Source organism: Allokutzneria albata, assembly GCF_900103775.1.
Taxonomy (GTDB): domain Bacteria; phylum Actinomycetota; class Actinomycetes; order Mycobacteriales; family Pseudonocardiaceae; genus Allokutzneria; species Allokutzneria albata.
Genome location: NZ_LT629701.1, coordinates 6,490,871 through 6,509,367, shown reverse-complemented (window position 1 = coordinate 6,509,367; position 18,497 = coordinate 6,490,871). Strand labels below are relative to the sequence as shown.

Sequence of the window (18,497 nt, the reverse complement as noted above, 5' to 3'; positions counted from 1 at the left end):
ACGAAGAAGCATTTGCCGCGCCGGCAAAGCTTCCCTCGATGTGCTGATACGACTCCGGCCCGCGCCCGGGGTGCGGGAGCGGGCCGGAGGGCGTGCTATCAGGGGATCAGGCCGTGCAGGAACTCCTCCAGGTCGTCGAGCCAGTCGACGCCGGTGCGCGGGAGGAACCGCACGACCTGCGGGTCGTGGTCGCTGGCCTGGTCGTGGAACTCGGCGTTGATGTGCACCACGTCCAGGTCCGCGCGCTTGAGCAGGCGGCTGCCGACGAGGATGTGGTCCAGGGTCTGCGAGTTGCCCTCGTACACGTAGCTGTAGCGCTCACCGGAGGGCAGCCGGTCCATCGGCGCGGCCAGCGCCTTCGGGCCGACCAGGGTCTGCACGGCCGGGGAGAACACGAAGTCGTTCAGGTCGCCGAGAACCACGACGTTGGCGTTGCGCTCGGCCTTGATCAGGCTGTCGACGAAGCCGCGGACGAGCTTCGCCTGGGCGACGCGCTGGGTCTCGCTGGAGCGCACCGGCGGCTGGATGCGGCCGTGCAGCGGCTGGTCGCCGCCCTTGGAGTTGAAGTGGTTGGCGATGACGAACACGCTGCGCTGCAACGGTCCCTGGGCCGGGAAGCGGAACTCGCCGACCAGGGGCTTGCGGCTGGCCTGCCAGGCGGGGTCGGTCGGGGAGATCCGGCCGGGCGACGCGCTGAGCTTGGCGCGGCCGTGCTCGCGCTGCACGGTCACCGGGGTCACCGCGTCCCCGCCCGGACGGTCCACGAAGGACACGCGCTTCGGGTTGAACAGGAAGGCGACCCGGATGTTGCCGCCCGGCTGGCCGCCGTCGGCGTCGTCGACCGGGTTGATCTGGCGCCACTCGTAGCGGGGGCCGCCGGCGGCAGCGATCGCGTCGGTGAAGCGGCGCAGCGTCTCCCCCGCCGAGACCACGCTGTCGTTGGTGGAACCGTTGTCGTCCTGGATCTCTTCCAGCGCAACGATGTCCGGGGACGCGAGGTTGCGGACGACGGCCCCGGCGAGCCGGTCGAACTTCGCCTGGGTGTCCTTTGTGGACAGATTTTCCACGTTGTAGGTCGCGGTGGCCAGCTCGTGCTCGCGCTGCTTGCGGGTCGACTCCGGCGCGACCGGTCCCGCGACGTGCTCGCCGAGCGCACTGGCCTGGAGCACGTACCCGCCGAAGCGGCTGTAGTCCAGCGGCCCCTCGGTCGTACCGGTCAGCCTGTCCCCGACGTTGGCGACCGGGAACGGCCGTTCCGCGAACGGGATCAGCGACTCGATCTTGATCCGGCCGGTGTTGGCGTCGGCGTAGGACTGGTAGTTCGAACCGCCGCGCACGGTGAGGTTCTGGCCGGGCTTGCTGGTCACCCACAGCGCGTTGAAGTCGTCCGTCGCTCCGACCACGCGCGCGTCGTCGACCCGCAGCCGCATGCCCTCGCGGGACTCGTAGAAGTCGAGCGCGTACTTCGCGGGCTCCAGGGCGAGCGCCTCGATGTTGCCGCCAGGGCTCGGCGCGATCGACACCGGCACGGTGTCGGGCTTGAGCAGCTCCGCGGCGGGAACGGCGTTGCCACCGGACTGCACGGTCCACTGCGCGCCCGTGAGCTGGGTGATCGACTGGTTCGCGGTGGTGGCCACCGTCTCCCCACTGGCCAGCGGGTAGAACTCGGCGACCTTGCCCGCCACCAGGACCGCGTCGCCGAGCTTGACGTTCGGCGTGGTGGTGCCGGTGAAGACGAACAGGCCCTCGCTGGTGCGCGGGTCGGTGTCGGGCTGCGCGTCCTGGATCCAGAAACCGCGGGAGGAGCCGAAGGCGCGGACCGCGGTCACGACCCCCGGCACGTCGATGACCTGCTTGCCCACCAGCGGGGACAGCCTCGTGGTGCCCTGGATCTGGTGGATGCGGGCCTTCTCCGGGGCCGGGCCGGGCTCGCCGCCGCCGGGGCGCTCGCCCTTGCTGTTCTCCGGGGTCGGCTCGCCCGCGGTGAAGTCGGCGGAGTTGTCGTCGGTGTCGGCCTTGCGCGCGACCGAGGTGGTGTTGCTCGCGGCAGGGGCGGCGGTGCCCTCGCGGACCACCGCGGCGCCGAAGCCGACCAGGTCGCGGATCACGGGCACGGCGGCGCAGTCGGCCGCGGTGAGGCAGGTCAGCGGCTGGTCGTTGGTGACGAGCGCGACCGTGCCCCCGGTGCCGGACATGTTGGTGGTGCCGGTCGCGTCCGGGGTCGGCAGCGCGACCGTGCCGCCACCGCCCTTGGCCTGCGCGACCAGGTAGCGCTTGCCCGCGGGGATGCTCCCGGAGAGCTTGGTGACCTGCCACCGGCTGGTCGGCGACGGCGACGCGGGCAGGTACTGCACGCTCCAGCCGTCGAGCGAGACCGCGGACGGGCTGCTCAGCTCGATGAAGTCCGTGGTCAGCGTGGCCCCGGCGTTGCCGCCACCGCCGTAGACCTCGGCGATGACCGCGTCCGGCGACGGAGCCGCCGCGGCGGCTGGGGCGAGTGCGACGAGCAGGGTGGTGCCTGCCAGAGCCGACAGGGTGGTTCGGCGGCGGTGCGGGGTCACGCGTCCTCCCGTACGGGTATTCGGGAGGAGGAATCTTTCCCCGACGGGGTGAACTTGGATAGGCGCTTATGCAACAACTTGCCACCGGTTCGAAACCGATTGCGTGGTCAGCGATGCTGGAAGAGTGATGGAGCAGTTGCACGCCCGCTACGACCGGCACACCTGGGAGCAGGTGACCATCGGCCGTTCCGGAGCCGGGGTCTGGCGCCTCTCGGGCCCGACCGACCACTTCCTGAAGTCCGTCGACGGCGGTACCGAGCTGTTCGAGGAAGCGGAACGTCTGCGCTGGTTGCGGGCGCAGGGCCTGCCCGCGCCGGAGGTGGTCGAACTCGGCGGTGACGACAGGGCGAGCTGGATGGTGACCACGGCGGTGCCCGGGAAGTCGCTCGCCGAACTGGGCGGCGACGAGATGCTCTGGACCGCCGGTCAGATCACCGCGCTGGCCGAGATCGCCCGGGCGCTGCACGCGCTGCCGGTGGCGGACTGCCCCTTCGACCGCACGCTCGACGTGGTCGTCCCGCAGGCGCGGAGCAACGCCGAGGCCGGACTCGTCGACGAGACCGACTTCGACCAGCACCGGCTCGGCCGGACGGCGCTGGACCTGATCAAGGAGGTCGAGGCGACTCGCCCCGACCGCGAGGACCTCGTTGTCTGCCATGGCGATCTGTGCACGCCGAACGTGCTGCTCGATCCGGACACCCTCACCGTGACGGGGCTGATCGACGTGGGGCGGCTCGGGATCGCGGACCGCTACAACGACCTCGCGCTGACCGCACGGAGCCTGGGCCCGGCCAACGCCGGGATGTTCTTCGAGGCGTACGGCGAGGTGCCTGATCCCGAGCGGCTGGAGTTCTACCGACTGCTCGACGAGTTCTTCTGAGCCAGTAGACGCAGCCGGGGGTCCGGGGGCGAAGCCCGCCGGGCGGGGCCTGGGGGTTGCACCCCCAGAAACAGGCGAGGCGACGGGTCCGCGCTTTCCGCGGACATCCGTCGCCTTCGCTGAGCGGTAGCGGTGGGATTTGAACCCACGGAGGGCGTGAACCCTCACACGCTTTCGAGGCGTGCTCCTTCGGCCGCTCGGACACGCTACCGCGGGACAGCCTACCCGAGCTTCCTGCCGTGTTCGCACGGCCCCCTGGCTACTTGCCCGAGAGCTTGTCCTTGGCGTCCTGGACCACGCCCGCGGCCTTGTCCTTCAGGTCGTGACCGGCCTCCTTGACCTCACCCGAGAGCTGGTCGCGCTTGCCCGCGTTCTCCAGCTCCTCGTTCCCGGTGAGCTTGCCGAGCCCCTCCTTCGCCTGACCGACGAGCTGCTCGGCCTTGTCCTTGGCCTTGTCGAAAACGCTCACGGCGGTTTCTCCTCCTCGTGTTGTGGCAGGGACATGTGAGAGATGCCCGCGCCGGGAAAGCCATCACGGCTTCGTGGCCCGGATCACTCGGACCGGTGAGAAGGAGCGGAGAAGAAATCGTTCATCAGCTCGGCGCATTCGGCTTCCAGAACGCCGCCGACCACCTCGGGCCGGTGGTTGGACCTGCGGTCCCTGAGCACGTCCCAGAGCGACCCGGCCGCGCCGGTCTTCGGTTCCCACGCGCCGAAGACCACGCGACCGATCCGTGCGAGCACGAGCGCGCCCGCGCACATGGTGCAGGGTTCGACGGTCACGGCCAGCGTGCAGTTCTCCAGCCGCCAGCCGTCGCCGTTGCGGGCGGCCGCGGCGCGCAGCGCGAGGACCTCTGCGTGCGCGGTGGGATCGCCCAGCTCCTCGCGGGCGTTGCGGGCACGCGCCAGCTCGGTGCCGTCCGGGGCGACGACCACCGCGCCGATCGGCACGTCGCCGGAGGCGGACGCGGTGCGGGCGACCTCGATCGCGACGCGGATCAGCTCCCGGTCGGCCGGGGTGGCGAACGGTGTCATGCGCTCAGGCCAGCAGCGGCTCTGCGACCTTGTCGAACTCGTCGACGAAGCCGCAGCGCTGGGCGATCATGCGCAGCTGCTCGTCCGGGTAGAGGTCGACCTCGTTGACCACCAGGCGCAGCTCCGGCTCCGGCATGCCGAGGTCGGCGAGCAGGCCTGCGTCGCCCTCCGGCCAGATCTCCTCGTCGTCCGGATCGGGCGGGTCGACCCGCAGCAGGTCGAGCACGTCCGCCGCCACGTCGTAGTCCAGCGCCGCTCCCGCGTCGGAGAGCAGCAGGTCCACTCCGCCCGGCGTCGGGCGGACAACAACGAAGAACTCGTCGTCGACATCGAGGAGGCCGAACACCGCACCCGTCGACCGCAGCCCGCGCAGCTCGGTGATCGCCTTGTCGAGGTCGGTGAGCACCGAGCTGTCCATAGGGCTGCATCGCCACCGTCCGTCCTCGCGGACGACGGCGACGGCAATTCCCCCGATCGGTTCTTGCACCGCCATATCCATACGCTAGGCGCATTCGCGCCCTGCCGAAAGCCGAGAGCGGCTTCGAGGACCTGCGAATTCCCGATACGGCAGGCCCCGGGGTGGTTTGCGGCGCGCTGAGGAGGACAGCTCACGTGATCGGGTGAAGGTTCGACCCACCCGCCTACTGCCGCCCGGGCCTGGCTACCGGCAGGATGGCTGAGTGCGTTCGGTGTGTGTGATCGGGTTGGGTCTCATCGGTGGATCGGTGCTGCGCGCCGCGGCCGCCGCCGGCTACCAGGTGTTCGGCACGGCGGCCTCCGCCGCTGACCGGGCCGCCGCGGAAGCCGACGGCTTCACCGTGGTGTCGACGGTGGACGAGGCGGTGATCCACGCCGCCGAACGGGACTCGTTGATCGTGCTGGCGGTCCCGCTGACCGCGGCGCCGGACGTGCTGACCGTGGTCAACCGGTTCGCCGCGAAGACCAGGCTGACCGACGTGATGAGCGTGAAGGGCCCGATCGCCGAGGCGGTCCGCCGCTACACGCCGGAGGCCCGCTACGTCGGCGGGCACCCCATGGCGGGCAAGGCCGACTCGGGCTGGGCCGCGGGCGACGCCAAACTCTTCGAAGGCGCGGCGTGGGTGGTGGCCGCGGACGAGGGCACCGACCCGATCGTCTGGGCCGAGGTCGCCACGCTGGCGCTGGAGTGCGGCGCCTACGTGGTGCCCGCGGGCGAAGGCGACCACGACGCCGCCGTCGCGCGGATCTCCCACCTGCCGCACGTGCTGGCGGCGGTGCTCGCCGCGGTCGGCGCGGACGGCGGGCCGATGGCCATGGCGCTGGCCGCGGGTTCCTTCGCGGACGGCACGCGCGTCGCGGGCAGCGACCCGGCGTTGGTGAAGGCGATGTGCGAGGGCAACCGCGACGCGCTGCTGGACGCGGTCGACGACGCGCTCGGACGGCTCGGCGCGGCCCGCGGTTCGCTGGCCTCGACCGGCTCGCTCGGCGCGACGCTGGAGTCCGGGTACCGGGCGCGGCGGGCGTGGGAGGCCGGACGCGAACAGGCCCCGGAACCGCTGACCAGTGTGGACCTGACCGCCCCCGAGGCGATGGAGCTGTTGCGCAGCCTCGGCATCCTCGGCGGCCGGATCACCTCGCTGGACGGGATGACCGCGGTGGGCGAGTACGCCGACTGGCCCATCTGAAGATCGCCGAGCATTGCGGCTCGGCAAACAGTGGTGACCCGGGTCACGTTCGCGGTTAGCGTGGCCGGGTGGAACGTCGGCGTCTCGTTGTGCTGCTCGGAGCGGCGGTTCTCCTCGTCGGTGCGGTCGCGGTGCTGCGATCCACCGGTGACGGCACGGAGCCGGTGCGGCAGGGACCTCGGCACACCGCGCCCCGCCAGCTGGAGCGCTTCGCCACGGCGGGCGCGATCCTGCCGATCCCGCAGGCTCCCCCGGCCGCCGTGTCGGTGCTCTCCGTCGAGCCCGGTCCGCGCCAGCTGCTGTTGCGGTGGGGCGACTCGCTCTCCGACGGCGTCGTGCCCGCGGGCGCGGTCGGCTACGAGGTGCGGTGGGGCAAGGGCACAGCGCTGGAGCACTCGCGGCTGGTGGCCCGCTCGCTCGTCCAGATCAGCGGGCTGGAGAACGGGGCCGAGTACCGCGTCGAGGTGCGCTCGGTGGACTCCTTCGGGCAGCGTTCGGCGCCCGTTGGCGGGTCCGGGCGGCCGGAGCCGTACCCGCTGCTCGAACCGTGGAGCTACGTCGACGCGTTCGACGATCCCAGGACCATCACGGACAACTGGCGGTTGGGCCACCGCGGGTCCTGCGGCACGGCGTTGCCCGGCGAGGGCGAGGAAGCCGGGCAGCTGGTGATCACCGGCAACTGCGGCACCGAGCCCGCGACGCTGCGCACGCGCACGCCGTTCCGGCTGGCGCAGACCCCGCAGCCGAACGGTGAACTCGGCCGCGCCGTGGTGGAGACCGACGGTTCCGGTACCGCGCAGCAGTTCACCATCGACCTGGTGCCGGGACCGGTGGACCTCGTGCTGGGCACGGTGAAGGAGGTCGAGGGCTCGACGCGGCCGACCGAGGCGGTCGAGGACCAGTCGCTGCCGCCGGGAACCGTGCGCCTTCGGGCGACCGCGTTCGGCGACAGCGGGAGCGCGCAGCTGCTGGTGCCGCCGGGCACACCACGCTCGGCCGCGGTGATCGCCCCGCGCTCGGTGCCCGCGACCCTGCCGCCGATGCCGATCCGGGTGCGCCAGCGCTGGGAGGTCGTCGTCTACGCCGACCGGGTGGAAGTGTTGCGGGACAAGCAACCCGTGGCCGCCGCGAACATCGTGGTGAACTGGCGGGAGGCCACGGTGCTGCTCGGCTTCACCGGCCGCGGCTCCGGGCCGACGCGCAGCACGGTGGACCTGGTCGGCTTCCTCGGCGCGCCGACATCGCCCCCTCCGGCCGCGGTGCAGCCGCGTCTCAACTGGGTGCAGGGCACCGCGCGAGAACCGCTGGAACGCCCGATCGACGGGCGTCAGCTGGCCCAGTACTCCGGCGCCCAGCTGAGGCTCACCCTGCTGTCGCGGGCCGCGGTGCGGCTGGACCAGATGACGGTGCGGGTGGGTGCGGTCCGCGTTCCCGTGCGGCTCGCCGTGCCCAGGACCGAGATCGTTCCCGGGGTCGGCTTCCCGGTCGTCGCGGACCTGCCGAACGACGCCCTGGTGGTCAGCGGTGAGCTGAACACGTTGAGCGTGGTGGTGGAGTACGAGGCACCGCTGGAGGTCATGCAGGTCGGGATCGAGGTCTTCCCTGAGCCCGGCGCGCGCGTCGACCCGCCCGCGACGCAGTCCAGGCGCCCGTTGGTGCAGCGGACCCCGCCACTGCTCGCGGAGCCCCGGGCGGAGCTGCTGGACGCCTCGGCGCGGCCACTGGTGCCGGGCAAGACCCTGACCCCGGGCCGGGTGGTGCTGGCGGTCGAGCTGGACGGCCCGGCAGCGCAGATCGCCGCCGGGGAGCTGGCTCCGCTGGCCGGGATCGAGGTGTTCGTGGACAACGAGCGGGTGGCCCGGCTGCCGACAGCCGAACAGGGTCCCGGTGTCGCGGGGCGGTGGCGGTTCGGGCTGAACACCACCGACCTGCCGTTCGGACCGCACACGGTGGAGGTGCGGGCCATCGGGGTGAATCCGACGACCCCACCAGCGCAGGCGTTCGTCTCGTTCCTGCTCGGGCCCGCGTAACCGGCCGGGAGACGGCAGCATGGGGACATGCCCGCGCTGATCCTGGACGCAGCACGCACGCCGTTCGGCCGGTACCGGGGCGGCCTGTCCGGAGTCCGGGTGGACGACCTGGCCGCCCTGCCGATCTCCGAGCTGATGCGGCGGCACTCCGCCACCCTGGACCCGGCCCGCGTCGACGACGTGGTCTACGGCAACACCAACGGGGCGGGCGAGGAGAACCGCAACATCGGCAGGATGGCCGCACTGCTGGCGGGCCTGCCCGTGACCGTGCCGGGGACCACGGTGAACCGGCTGTGCGCCTCCGGCGGCGAGGCTGTCGTGCAGGCGGGGCGCGCCATCTCCGCGGGCGACGCCGAGGTGGTGATCGCGGGCGGCGTCGAGGGGATGAGCCGTGCGCCGTTCGTGGTGCCCCGGCCCGAGCGGGCCATGCCGGACCGGATGGAACTGGTGCCGACGCTGGGCTGGCGCCTGGTGAACCGGCGCATGCGTCCTGAGTGGACGGTGCCGATGGGACTGGCCGCCGAGCGCGCCGCGGCGGAGCTGGGCATCGACCGGACGGCGATGGACCAGTTCGCCCTGCGCTCGCACCGCAGGGCGGCCGCGGCCTGGGACGCCGGCGTGCACGACGGCTTCGTGTTCCCGGTGCTGGCCCCGGACTCGGCGCATCCGGTGCGGCGCGACGAGTCGGTCCGGCCGGAGGCCAGCGCGGTGAAGCTGGCGTCGCTGAACTCGGCGTTCTCCACGGACGGACCGGTGACGGCGGGCAATTCCTCCCCGTTCAACGACGGAGCGGTCGCGCTCTTGCTCGGAACTGAGCGGACCGCGGCGGAACTCCGGGTGCGGCCGCTCGGAGAGCTCGCCGGCAGCGCAGTCGTCGCGTGCGAGCCGCAGAACTTCCTCGGCGCCGCAGCGTCGGCCGTGCGGAAGCTGTTGGCCAGGTTGGGCGTTGCGGCCGAGGACGTGGCGCTCTGGGAGATCAACGAGGCTTTCGCGGCGGTGGTGCTCGCCCTGCTGCGGCATCTGCCGGAGATCGCGCCGGAACGGGTGAACGTGCACGGCGGGGCGATCGCCTACGGGCATCCGCTCGGCGCCTCGACGCTGCGGGTGCTCGCCGACCTGTGCCGTCACCTCCGTGCGCGCGGGGGCGGCATCGGCGTCGCGGTGAGCTGTGTTGCGGTCGGCCAGGCCCAGGCCATCGCCGTGCGCACCTGAAGCGACGGCGGATTCCCGCCAGAACCGCGAGGCGGCGCGGGCGAGGCTTGAGCCATGTTGGACGTGTTGCAGGGGATGTACGCGGCGGAGTCCCGGTACTTGGCCGCCGGTGGACCGGGCAGGGCGGATTTCGCCGAGCTGGCGCCGTTCTTCGCCGAGGACGTCGTGCTGCGCCAGGCCGACGCGCTGCCCTACGGCGGGGAGTGGCGCGGGCACGCGGGGATGGAGCGGTTCTTCCTGGCGATGAGCGCCGCCTGGGGGTCCTTCGAGATGGTGCGCCAGCGCTTCTTGTCAACCGGCGAGCCGATCGTGGTGCTCACCGATGTGCGGGCGCGGGCGCGCGCGACAGGGCGCGTGCTGGAGTTCCCGATCTTGCAGACGATCGGGTTCCGGGACGGCCGGATCAGCGAGGTGCGCCCGTTCTACTGGGACACCGCCGCGATCGCCGAGGCCACGCGCTAGATCTGGCGGGCGATCTCGGGGTAGTCGACCACGATGCCGTCGCGGTCCACGGTGATGTCGGAGCTGAAGCCCTCGGAGGAGTAGTTGACCACCGAAGTGCTGTCGCCGACCGAGACCGTGCGGTAGGTCTGCCTTTTGATCTCGACGGTGAGGTCCGGCAGGCTCACGTAGGCGATCGGCAGGTCGTGCTCGCCCGCCTCCTGGTGCAGCTGGAGCCTGCGCACGGGCAGCGTGTTGAACAGCACGCAGTGCTGCACGTCGACCTCGGCGGCCCCGTCGAACTGGGTGCGCTGCGCGCCCTGGCCGCGGTCCATCAGCCAGAAACCGTCCTCGGAGCGGCTGAACGACAGCTGGCGCTCGACCTCGGCGGTGATGCTGTGCAGGAAGACCCGCTTCACCACGCCGTTCTCGCCGACCGTCACGTCGTAGGTGGCGTTGAAGGCCTCGGCCTCCCTGGTCCGCGGGGCGATCATCCGCCCGGCGGCGCGCAGTCTGCGGTTGTCGGAGAGCAGCAGCCGGGCCGACTCCAGGCGGGGGGCGCCTACGCCCTGCCAGGTCAGCAGCAACGGACGGCGCTGGCCGGGAGTGGTGTTCGACACGCTCATCGCTCCTCGTGCGTCCCCGCGTTCCGGCCCGGCCTGGTCACGATCGGTGTGCGCCGAGCACCAGCAACGCAGCGTACTCGACTTCACCCGGGCGTTCCCATCGCCGACCCGACCGGCCCCGCCATCCGTGGCGGTGCGTCACCAGGGCCGAGGCAAGATCACGCTACCTCCGTGGTGGCCCGCGCCGGTAGCCACGTGCGACGATGTCTTGCCGCCGCCTGGAGCGCGGCCCCGCAGGGGTCGCAACCAGGAGGTCCCCGCCAATGTCGCGATTGCTTCGCGTCCTCGTGCCGTTGTCGCTGCTCGCGGCGACGGTCACCGCAACACCGGCCGCCGCGGCCGCCGTCGCCGCGCGGCCCGCCCCGGAGTTCACCACGACCACCACGGCGAGGACGGTGGCCTCGCGCACCGACCGCAGGCCGATGGCGGGCGCGGTGCACGACCCGGTGGCAGGCGCCACCTACATCACCTGGTCCGGCCAGCACGCGGACAACTACGTGCAGGCGTACGACCACCGCCGCGGCACGTGGAGCCCGCCGCAGAAGATCGCCGCGGGCGAGTCCGACCCGCACAACTACCCCACGGTGCTGCTCGCCGACGACGGGCACGTGCTGGTCTTCCAGGGAGTGCACAACAAGGCGCTGGTGATGACCCGCTCCAACCGCGCGCACTCGGTCGCCGACGGCTGGACGCAGACGGAGATCGCGCAGGGCGAGGCGGCGAGCTACCCGATGCCCTTCAAGACCGCCAACGGCGACATCTACGTGTTCTTCCGCGAGACCACCCAGGAGCTGGACCCGTCGGTGCCCACCGACACGCGGCCGATGCGCTACGTGGTCTCCACCGACGACGGGCGCACGTGGCGCAACTCCGAACAGCTGACCGGGAAGCCGTTCGCGATCGGCTCGACCGCCCGCGCGGACAACATGAACGAGATCTACATCGGCCAGATGCGCTACGAGCGGCTCGGCGGCCGGGAGCGCGTGCACATCGTCTACACGCTCGCAGGCGGCGGCCCGGAAGGTCACAAACACGACCGCTACCACCGCAACGTCTACTACGCGTGGTTCGACCCGGCCACCCGCACGTTCCATTCCGCGGGCGGGCGCGACCTGGGCCCCCAGATCGACGACGCCGACCAGGAACAGCACCTGAAAGTCGCCGAGACCCCCTTGGTGCTGCCGGGCGGAATGAAGTCGCCGGACTACATCCAGCTCGTCGGCGCGAACGGCAACCGGCCGTTCCTGCTGTGGTTCACCGGCGACGACGACAAGGTGCTGCACGACTTCGCTTCCGTCTGGACCGGAAACCGCTGGGAGACCTCGGAGATCGCCACCGGGCTGCGCCTGCGCGAGGCGGAGCGCGTCGACGGCTCGGCCTGGCGGGTGTACGCCACCCGCGAGGGCAAGCCGGGCATCGAGACCTTCCTGCTCGCGGAAGGGCGGCGCTGGCAGGCGGAAACGGTGATCCCGACCGCGAAGCCCGTGCAGCGGGTCGAGGTCGTCACCGGTTTCCGGGACCCGGCGCGGATCATCGCCACCGGCGCCTCCAGCGACCGCGACGTGAAGGTGGCCGACGGCGACATCACCGTCGCCGGGATCAGGGCCTGCCGCGTCCAGCTGCCCGTGCTCGGCTGCGTCCTGCGGTGACGACGAAGCGGGGCCGTGTCCACAGTGGACACGGCCCCGCTCAGGTCAGCTCAGTCGGCCGTCAGGCCTTCTTGCGCTTGCGCTGGAGCACCAGCGCGGTGGCGCCACCGGCGACGAGGACGCCGCCGAGGATCGCCGGGAACAGGATCGACGCACCGGTGTTGGCCAGGTCGTCGGGGTTGCCGGGGGTGGTGGAGGTGGTCGGCGCCGTGGTCGGGCCGGTGGTCGGGACCACGGTGGAGGTCGGGGTCGGGCTGGTGGTGACGACCGGGGCCGCCTTCCAGTCCGCCTTGGCCTTCGCCTTGACCTTGGTGTTCTCCGCCTGGGCCAGGATCAGGGTCTGGGTGCGGGCACCGTCACCGACGAACAGGCGGCCCTTCTGCAGGGTGGCCTTGGCGCTGAAGTCGATGGTGGCCTTGCCGGCCTTGGCGTCGGCCGGGACCGACACGAAGACCTCGCCGCCGTTGGCGACCGAGGTGATCGCCGCGCCCTTGGCGTCGACGAGCTTGGCGCCCGCGTCGCCCTTGACCTCGACGTTGACCTTGTCGGCGGTGGTGTTGACCTTGAACGGACCGACCGGCTTGCCCGCGACGCCCGACTTCTCGGCGGGCTCGACGTTCAGCGCGGGCGCGGGCTGGTTCTTCATGCCCACGTTCTTCGGACCGGTCAGGTACTTGTACAGCGCGACGACGTCGGCCGGGTTGTCACCCGGCTTGTCGCTGAGCCCGACCTTGTTGCTGAAGTGCCAGATCGCGGCCTGGGTGCCGGAGATGGCCTCGCGCTCGTCCAGGGGGCCGCTGCCCGCGGCCTTGGCCAGCTCCGCCAGGTTCGACACGGCCGGGTAGGAGTGGTGCAGGATCCAGTTGACCTTGTCCGGCTGGGTCTTGAAGCCCTTGGAGCTGTCGGGGTACTTCTCCCAGGGCGATTCGACCAGCGGGGCGCCGTTGACGTTGTTGACCGTCAGCTCGACGCAGTAGGTCTTGACCTTGGTGCCGTCCTCCAGCTCCACGCCCAGCAGCTTGGCGTGCCAGGAGTTGCCGTCGGTCAGCTTGACGTGCAGGCCGTCGACGTTGGCGGAGTGGTTGACCTTGGCCTTGGCGGCTTCGGCGAACGCCGGACCCGCGACGGCCAGGGTGATCGCCGCGGTGCTGAGCAGCACTGCGCCGAGACGCGCGGAACGCAACCCGGATGCCATAACTCTCCTTCCCGCTCGGGATCGCTCCCGGAAACGGGGCTTAAAGGGTTTGGAATTGTTCCCAGTCGCTCGACGTCGAGCCGGTTAGCCCGTTCGGGCTAGTTCCTCGGCGAGAAATACCAGGTTCGCGGAACGACCGGCCGAACAATACTCGTTCGTGTCAAACCAGGAAGACGGGGGTACCCCATAGCGGGAAAATGATCTTCACGCTCGGTAACGAAAGCCGAACGTCCGCCACAAAGCCCAGGACAGCCTCGGCACATTTGGGCTAATCGGACGAAAATCCGCTTTACCTGTAACGCGGCGAAAGCGCTTCGGAACCGTTTCCGAATCCACTTCGCGTGCTTCGCTGCACCGGCATCCCGGCCGTGGTCGCGATCCAGTCCCGGACCGCGTGCGCGTCGGTGTAGATCGACGTCGGCGAGTCGCAGCTGTCGGTGCCGTCCGGCGCACCGAACCGGCTGGCGACACCGGCGATCCGCCACCCCGTGCCCGCCTTGACGAGCAGCGGGCTGCCGGAGTCGGCGAAGCAGACGGCTCCGCCGGCCTCGACGGAGTTCAGGCAGGTGTCCCCTGTGGACATTCGGTCGCACGACTTCGGTTCGACGACCTTCATCTCCAGTTGCTTCAACGAGGGGGACGGCAGCGGGCAGTTGACCTCGGTCTCCTTCGCGCAGGTCCGTCCCCAGCCGATCGCCCGCACCGCGCTCCCCTCACCGGGTGTGGCCGCCACCGGGATCGCAGGCAGGTCAACAGGATCGACGAGGTGGACCAGCGCGATGTCGGCGTGCGCCCCGGCAGGGCCGTTGCGGATGTAGTCCGGGTGCAGGACGACCTTCTCCAGCTTCACGATGCGGCCACCCGCGTCGCTGCGGTCCGAGCCCACCCGCACGGTCGTCTTGGCCACGTTGCCCGCGTTGTCGACGCAGTGCGCCGCGGTCAGCAACCACCTCGGCGCCAGCACGGAAGCGCCGCAGAAGTGCTTGCCCCCAGGGGCTTGCGGGTTCTGCAGCGACACCATGAACGGGTACGGCTGGTCGGCCTTGGTCCCGCCGACGACGGCTCCGGCCGGGGCCGCGCCGACGACCGCGACCGCGGCGACGAGCAACCCGAGGACGAGGGGCTTCCGCACTTCACAGCTCCTTGGAGAGGTGGTGGGTGATCCAGTCGCGATAGGGGTTCGCGGCCGCGGGGATGGCGGAGTTCATCGACACCGGCACGCTCAGCCGGACGAGGGCGATGTCGTGGTCGGGGTGGGTGATCCGCTCACGGACGCCGAGGGTCGCGCCGCCGGAGCCGTGCCGCGCACTGATCCGCACGGTCAGCTGCGCGGGCTCACGCGACTCCAGGCAGTGCGCCGAGGTCACCAGCCACTCCGGCGACACCGCCGTGGCGTCGCACAGGTGCGCGCCGGTGGCCGCGCTGCGCAGCGATGCGACGAACTCCTTGCCGCCACGGGTGAAGGGGACGGCCAGCACCAGTGCGGCCAGCGCCAGCAGTCCTGGTAGGACAGTCGTCGTCCGCATCGGCGTCTCCTCCCCGTCACGTCGTCGAGTGTGGTCGCGGAAGGCGGTGCGGTCTGCGGGGCCAACACCGGGATCGACAGGGGTGCTAGCAGGTGTACGAACCCACGTGCTCGCTGGTTGGCGCAGGTCAACGGCTCGCAGAAGGATGATCTCCGTGAGTGGTGAACTGGCTGCCGCCGAGGCGCCTCGTCGAATCGGCACGGCGCTCCGCTACGCGTTCGGCAGACGGGCGTGGCTGAGCGCGGTGCACCTGCTGCTCGCCCCCTGGTGGGCGTTGCTGACCGCGTTCACGGCCGCGGCGGGGCTGGCCGCCTCCCTGGTGACGATCCCGCTCCTGCTGCTCGGGGTGCCGCTGTTCGTGGTCACCGGCGATCTGCTGATCAGCGCGGCGCGGACCGAGGCCACGTGGTTGCGCCGGGTCTTCGGCGTCGACATCCGCATCTCCCCGCGCACGCGGCTCTCCGGCACCTCGATGCTCGGCGCCGCGCGGGCGCTGCTCACCGACTCCGGGTTCTGGCAGCTCGTCGCGTACAACGTCATCCGGCTGCCGCTGGCCTGGCTGACCCTCGTGGTGCCGCTGTTCGGCATCGGCATCGGGATCGTGCTGGTCTCCGAGGCGCTGCGGATGATGCTCACCGCCGAACCCGAGCCGGGGTTCGCCTTCCTGTCCAGCCCCGTGGAGGTCGCCGTCAACGGGCCGCTGTGCGTCGTGCTGGGCTCGACCCTGGTCCTCGCCGCACCGTTGCTCTGGCGCGCCTTCGCCAACGTCCACATCGGACTCGCGGAGTTGTTGTTGCGCGGCAGCAAGGTGCACGAGCTGACCGAGCGCGTCGGTGAGCTGGAGGTCAGCAGGGCCGCGACGGTGGACTCGGTGGAGGCCGAGCGCAGGCGGATCGAGCGCGATCTGCACGACGGAGCCCAGCAGCGCCTGGTGTCGCTGGCCATGACGCTCGGGCGGGCGCGCAGCAAGAAGGACAACGACCCGGACGGCGCGAGCGCGCTGCTCGAACAGGCGCACAACGAGGCCAAGGAGGCCATCACCGAACTGCGCGACCTGGTCCGCGGCCTGCACCCCCCGGTGCTCGCCGATCGCGGTCTGGACGCGGCGCTGTCCGGCCTCGCCGCGCGCTCCCCCGTCCCGGTGACCGTGCGCTACGACGTGCCCGACCGGCCGCCGAAGACGATCGAGGCCATCGCCTACTTCATGGTCGCCGAGGCACTGACCAACATCGCCAGGCACGCCGACGCCAGCCGGATCACGGTGACCGTGGAGCGCTCCGGTGCGGTCCTGCGGACCACCGTGCGGGACAACGGCTCGGGCGGCGCCGTCGTCCGGCCGGGGCACGGCCTCGCGGGGCTGGCCGACCGTGCGCGCGGCGTTGACGGAACCCTCAAGGTCGACAGCCCGGACGGCGGGCCGACCACCCTCACCATGGAGCTGCCGTGCGCATCGTGATCGCCGAGGACTCCGCGCTGCTGCGCACCGGGCTGACTCTGCTGCTAGCGGAGAACGGGCACGAGGTCGTCGAGGCGGTCGGCGATGCCGAGCAGCTGTTGCGCGCGGTTCGCACGCATCGGCCCGACGTGGCGGTGGTCGACGTGCGGATGCCGCCGACCTTCACCGACGAGGGGCTGCGCGCCGCTTTGTTGATCAGGCAGTCGGAGCCCGGGACCGCCGTGCTGGTGCTGTCGCAGTGGGTGGAGGAGCGCTATGCGGCCGACCTGATCGGCGGCGATCTCAACGGCGTCGGCTACCTGCTCAAGGACCGCGTTGCCGAAGTCGCGGACTTCCTGGACGCGTTGCACCGGGTCGCGGCGGGCGGTGCGGTGTTCGACCCCGACGTGATCGCGCAGATCCTGGCGCGCAACCGGCGCGACGACCCCCTCGCCCCGCTCACCCCGCGCGAGCGGGAGGTGCTGCAGCTCATGGCGGAAGGCCGCTCCAACGCGGGCATCGCGGCGGCGTTGACCATCACCGAGCGGGCGGTGGAGAAGTACGTCGGCAGCATCCTCGGCAAGCTCGACCTCCCGCCCGCGAGCTCCGATCACCGGCGCGTGCTCGCCGTGCTCCGCTATCTTGAGAGCTGATGACTGCTCTGCAGCGGTGGCGGGATTGCCTTGCGGCGTGGGCGATCCCGGCCGGGATCGGCCAGGCCGAGTCGCCGTGGGTGCTGCCGCGCGAGGTCTTCGTCCGGCGCTGTGACCGACAGCTGGAGCGGCGCGAGGGCGCATCGCTGCGGCTGGCCGAGGAAGCTCTCGGGGCGGGCGGCAGCGTGCTCGACGTCGGAGCGGCGGCGGGCGCTGCCAGCGTCCCGTTGCGCGGGGTCACCGAACTCGTGGCGGTGGACGGGGACGCCGAACTGCTCGCGGAACTCATTCGGCGGGCGGACGCCCGGACCGTGCTCGGCCACTGGCCGGAGGTCGCCCCCGGCTGCCCGGTGGTGGACGTGGTGGTGTGCGGCCACGTCGTCTACAACGTGGCCGACCTCGAGCCCTTCGTGACCGCGCTGAACGGGCACGCGCGGCGGCTCGTCGTGGTGGAGACGGCGGAGCGGCACCCGCTGACCGCGCTGAACCCGCTCTGGCGGCACTTCCACGGCATCGAGCGACCCGAGGGCCCCACCGCGGACGACTTCGCGGACTGCCTGCGGGAGCTGGGTATCGAGCCGCGTATCGAGAGCTGGAGACGGGAACCGGCCGCCGAGCACGCCGACTTCGACACGCTCGTCGAGGTCACCCGGCGGCGGCTGTGCCTGCCACCGAAGCGTCTGTCCGAAGTGGACAGAGCACTGCGGCGGCTCGGTGTCGACCCGCACCGGCCACCCGACCTCGGTTCGTCCGGGGACGACGTTGTCACCCTGTCGTGGCGGCCTTCGGTGATCCACTAGCCTCGGCCGTCACATCGGTGAGGCCAGGAGGAAAAGTGACCGGGGTTCTTGACTGGAGCGGACTGCGTGACGCCTATGGGCCCGCGACCGAGGTTCCGGCCCTGCTGGACGCGCTGACCGGCGCGGACGAGGACGGCCGCCAGTCGGCGATCAACGACCTCTACGGCCGGCTGCTGCACCAGGACACGCTGTCCGACGCCACGCCGCACGTCGTGCCGCTGCTCGCCGAGCTGCTCCCCCGTCCGGGCCTGGACCCGGAGATCCGCGCGCACCTGACCTTCTTCGTCGCCGGGATCGCCAACACCACCTCGGCGTTCTCCGAGAACGGCACGGAGATCGTGTGCGCCTCCTACGACGAGGCGGGCGCGGAGACAGACATCCCCGAGACCGTGCTCGCGGCCAGGGCGGCCGTCGCCGCCGTCGCGCCCGCGCTCTTCGAGCACCTGACGCTGGACCGGGACGCCGCGGGCATGATCGCCCTCGCCACGGTCGCCCCGGACGCGGTGTCCCCGCTGCACGTCGAGGAGTTCGCCAAGATCGCGACCGAGGGCGGCGACCTGGGCGCCGCCGCGTGGATCGCGGTGGCGCTGCTGCGCGGTGAGGACGTGGACGCCGAGGAGCTGCGCGACCGCGTCTCCGGCAACCCGGACGTGCTCGACATGGTGGAGTGGAACCTCGCGGACGCGCCGATGGAGATCGTCGCCCGCTCCGCCGCCTTCGAGCTGGCCGCCAGCGCCGCGTTCCCGGACGGGTTCGGCCCTGACGGCTTCGGCTCGGACGACGAGTAGGC

The 18,497-nt window shown here is 71.5% G+C and carries 18 protein-coding genes and 1 tRNA gene; 10 read left to right on the top strand and 9 right to left on the bottom strand.

The window, feature by feature from the left end:
• Positions 1 to 98 precede the first annotated feature (98 nt).
• On the bottom strand, positions 99 to 2,561 hold the full coding sequence (locus BLT28_RS29645) for an endonuclease/exonuclease/phosphatase family protein (RefSeq protein ID WP_043810597.1): 2,463 nt from the start codon (positions 2,559 to 2,561) through the stop codon (positions 99 to 101).
• Positions 2,562 to 2,688: 127 nt separating this feature from the next.
• Between BLT28_RS29645 and BLT28_RS29640 the strand changes: the two genes are divergently transcribed.
• Entirely contained in the window at positions 2,689 to 3,441 is a 753-nt protein-coding gene (locus tag BLT28_RS29640) for an APH(3') family aminoglycoside O-phosphotransferase (RefSeq protein ID WP_030428130.1), read from the top strand.
• A gap of 124 nt (positions 3,442 to 3,565) precedes the next feature.
• Here the strand turns inward: BLT28_RS29640 and BLT28_RS29635 are convergent.
• The 4 genes from BLT28_RS29635 to BLT28_RS29620 all read right to left on the bottom strand — a co-directional run bounded on the left by BLT28_RS29635 (position 3,566) and on the right by BLT28_RS29620 (position 4,969).
• A tRNA-Ser gene (locus BLT28_RS29635) sits at positions 3,566 to 3,652 on the bottom strand.
• Between the two features lie 48 nt (positions 3,653 to 3,700).
• A complete protein-coding gene (locus BLT28_RS29630) occupies positions 3,701 to 3,910 on the bottom strand; it encodes a CsbD family protein (RefSeq protein ID WP_030428129.1) in 210 nt (69 codons plus the stop codon).
• An 83-nt stretch (positions 3,911 to 3,993) separates the two neighbouring features.
• On the bottom strand, positions 3,994 to 4,476 hold the full coding sequence (locus tag BLT28_RS29625) for a nucleoside deaminase (RefSeq protein WP_030428128.1): 483 nt from the start codon (positions 4,474 to 4,476) through the stop codon (positions 3,994 to 3,996).
• A gap of 4 nt (positions 4,477 to 4,480) precedes the next feature.
• Positions 4,481 to 4,969, bottom strand: coding sequence for a tRNA adenosine deaminase-associated protein (locus BLT28_RS29620; RefSeq protein ID WP_030428127.1), 489 nt, complete (start codon positions 4,967 to 4,969; stop codon positions 4,481 to 4,483).
• A 187-nt stretch (positions 4,970 to 5,156) separates the two neighbouring features.
• Here BLT28_RS29620 and BLT28_RS29615 point away from each other — a divergent pair, with 187 nt between their 5' ends.
• The 4 genes from BLT28_RS29615 to BLT28_RS29600 all read left to right on the top strand — a co-directional run bounded on the left by BLT28_RS29615 (position 5,157) and on the right by BLT28_RS29600 (position 9,844).
• A complete protein-coding gene (locus BLT28_RS29615; RefSeq protein WP_081900108.1) occupies positions 5,157 to 6,140 on the top strand; it encodes a prephenate dehydrogenase in 984 nt (327 codons plus the stop codon).
• Between the two features lie 68 nt (positions 6,141 to 6,208).
• Positions 6,209 to 8,170, top strand: coding sequence for a serine/threonine-protein kinase (locus BLT28_RS29610; protein ID WP_156050642.1), 1,962 nt, complete (start codon positions 6,209 to 6,211; stop codon positions 8,168 to 8,170).
• A 27-nt stretch (positions 8,171 to 8,197) separates the two neighbouring features.
• A complete protein-coding gene (locus BLT28_RS29605; RefSeq protein WP_030428124.1) occupies positions 8,198 to 9,382 on the top strand; it encodes a thiolase family protein in 1,185 nt (394 codons plus the stop codon).
• A 54-nt stretch (positions 9,383 to 9,436) separates the two neighbouring features.
• Positions 9,437 to 9,844, top strand: coding sequence for a nuclear transport factor 2 family protein (locus BLT28_RS29600; RefSeq protein WP_030428123.1), 408 nt, complete (start codon positions 9,437 to 9,439; stop codon positions 9,842 to 9,844).
• Here the strand turns inward: BLT28_RS29600 and BLT28_RS29595 are convergent.
• Positions 9,841 to 10,443, bottom strand: a complete 603-nt coding sequence (locus BLT28_RS29595) for a putative glycolipid-binding domain-containing protein (RefSeq protein WP_043810731.1) — start codon at positions 10,441 to 10,443, stop codon at positions 9,841 to 9,843. The genes BLT28_RS29600 and BLT28_RS29595 overlap by 4 nt on opposite strands.
• A gap of 269 nt (positions 10,444 to 10,712) precedes the next feature.
• Between BLT28_RS29595 and BLT28_RS29590 the strand changes: the two genes are divergently transcribed.
• Positions 10,713 to 12,098: a BNR-4 repeat-containing protein gene (locus BLT28_RS29590; RefSeq protein WP_052407006.1), complete on the top strand. Its 1,386-nt coding sequence runs from the start codon at positions 10,713 to 10,715 to the stop codon at positions 12,096 to 12,098.
• Between the two features lie 61 nt (positions 12,099 to 12,159).
• On the opposite strand, the gene BLT28_RS29585 is transcribed toward BLT28_RS29590, so the two are convergent.
• The 3 genes from BLT28_RS29585 to BLT28_RS29575 all read right to left on the bottom strand — a co-directional run bounded on the left by BLT28_RS29585 (position 12,160) and on the right by BLT28_RS29575 (position 14,819).
• Complete coding sequence (locus tag BLT28_RS29585) at positions 12,160 to 13,293, bottom strand: thioester domain-containing protein (protein ID WP_030428120.1); 1,134 nt, start codon at positions 13,291 to 13,293, stop codon at positions 12,160 to 12,162.
• A 289-nt stretch (positions 13,294 to 13,582) separates the two neighbouring features.
• Positions 13,583 to 14,425, bottom strand: coding sequence for a S1 family peptidase (locus tag BLT28_RS29580; RefSeq protein WP_052407005.1), 843 nt, complete (start codon positions 14,423 to 14,425; stop codon positions 13,583 to 13,585).
• Position 14,426: 1 nt separating this feature from the next.
• A complete protein-coding gene (locus BLT28_RS29575) occupies positions 14,427 to 14,819 on the bottom strand; it encodes a trypsin-like serine protease (RefSeq protein ID WP_030428118.1) in 393 nt (130 codons plus the stop codon).
• Positions 14,820 to 14,973: 154 nt separating this feature from the next.
• Here BLT28_RS29575 and BLT28_RS42205 point away from each other — a divergent pair, with 154 nt between their 5' ends.
• The 4 genes from BLT28_RS42205 to BLT28_RS29555 are packed head-to-tail and all read left to right on the top strand — an operon-like array spanning position 14,974 to position 18,495.
• Complete coding sequence (locus BLT28_RS42205; protein ID WP_231950476.1) at positions 14,974 to 16,275, top strand: sensor histidine kinase; 1,302 nt, start codon at positions 14,974 to 14,976, stop codon at positions 16,273 to 16,275.
• Positions 16,263 to 16,907, top strand: a complete 645-nt coding sequence (locus BLT28_RS29565) for a response regulator (RefSeq protein ID WP_030428116.1) — start codon at positions 16,263 to 16,265, stop codon at positions 16,905 to 16,907. The genes BLT28_RS42205 and BLT28_RS29565 overlap by 13 nt, the downstream gene beginning before the upstream one ends.
• The gene (locus BLT28_RS29560) at positions 16,907 to 17,707 is read left to right on the top strand and encodes a hypothetical protein (protein ID WP_030428115.1); all 801 of its coding nucleotides are present in this window, start codon (positions 16,907 to 16,909) and stop codon (positions 17,705 to 17,707) included. The genes BLT28_RS29565 and BLT28_RS29560 overlap by 1 nt, the downstream gene beginning before the upstream one ends.
• Positions 17,708 to 17,742: 35 nt before the next feature.
• Positions 17,743 to 18,495: a hypothetical protein gene (locus BLT28_RS29555; RefSeq protein WP_030428114.1), complete on the top strand. Its 753-nt coding sequence runs from the start codon at positions 17,743 to 17,745 to the stop codon at positions 18,493 to 18,495.
• The last annotated feature ends 2 nt before the right edge of the window (positions 18,496 to 18,497 follow it).